1 protein-coding gene is annotated in these 1,457 nt (G+C 52.3%); it reads left to right on the forward strand.

The features are described from left to right. Window positions 1–1,457, forward strand: a 1,457-nt coding sequence (locus tag KDK14_RS06765; protein ID WP_257264267.1) for a hypothetical protein, incomplete at both ends; no start/stop codon positions are given.

Genomic DNA, 1,457 nt, shown 5'->3' on the forward strand with positions numbered 1-1,457 from the left:
GTGAGAAAAAAAATAGCAGACACCGCTGCCGAAGGCATTGAAAAATCCCTGGGAACGCTGTGCGCAGATGATTATATTCACTGGGTTAAAGAACTCTGGGAACATCGAGATCAAGAGCCCTTTTATCAGGACTGGCCAGAAAATATCAAAAAAGGGGAACAGGAAATCGTCGAACTGCAAAAGTCCCTCGGCCTTGGGGGCTGTCAATCTCCCCAACCTGTCTCCCTGACGCAACCAACGGAGTTGCAATTTATCGTCGACGCCTTCAGCCAACCACCGGTTCTGCCCAATGCCAGGGATAACGAACAGACCATTCTGAGAATATTGCAGCACTATTACCGACGGCCCGGACCAGAGCGCGTCATCAAATGCCTTGGCAATGACACATTGCCCGTGGTTTGGAAGCCTGCTCACAACTGCTGTCATGTATTGCGGGCCCGGAACAATCTGTTGTGGTATATCGAGCTGCTAAAGAAATTCGACCGGCTGCATTTCTCTGAACCTGAAAAGAACCTGTTGTCGCTGGCGATCATCTATCACGACGCCGCAGCAGAAGATGTCCCCAAGCGAGATGAAGAAGCCAGGGCGGCTGAGTATTTCAAACGGGATCTGAAGGGGCAGTATCCAGAACAGGAGCTGAAGGAGATTGGCGAGGCGCTGTCCCGCAAGGAAGATGACGTACATGGCAAGAGCGAGCAGGGGCTGTCGTCATCGGTCCGGCGTTATCTGCATGTACTGCGCTTTGCTGACCGCATGGATTTTATCCGATGCACCGGGATGGATGCCTCGTTCCCGGGGTCCTTCACAGAGCGTCAGCAGCCCGGCCACTTTGACGCCTCGCTTTTGGATCTGCCGTTGCAGGCCATAGATTTCAGCAATGACCCTGCCCTGAAACCGGACTTTCAACGGCAGCTGGAAGCCGCCATGCACGGTGCCGCTGATCTGCTAAAGGTGACTGGCAGCAGGTGTAGAGACTATCGGGCGGATTCCTATGTCGAGACTTACCAGCTCAAACCAGACCACAAGGCGATCATCGAGAAATTTGAGCTGACGCCCTTGCCACTAAAGAACATGGAAAAATGTCTGGATGATAATGTCCGGCGCTGTATTGCCAGCCGTGCAGGCATTCACACCTGTACAAGCCCTGACCATAAAGGTTGCAAAACTAATCGCCAAAGGGGGATTACCCGCGGCATCCATAATAGCTTCCATGATCTCAGGCAAGTAAGAGTGCCAACAGGGATGACCCGTCTGGAAAAGATGCAGTGTCGCCAGGATTTCAGTTTATTAAGCAGGGAAACACAAGAGGCCATCGCTGAAGAGGTACAAGAATTGCAACGCGAGGGGATACTTATGAGTCTCGGCACATTAACCCAGAAAACCCTGGAATCAAGTCCGGCAAAAAGAGTGCTTGCGCAAAGAGGGTTTGAGGTGGTTAGTCAGAAGCGCTTCAGGGG

It is taken from the genome of Endozoicomonas sp. ONNA2 (genome assembly GCF_024606365.1).
GTDB lineage: Bacteria > Pseudomonadota > Gammaproteobacteria > Pseudomonadales > Endozoicomonadaceae > Endozoicomonas.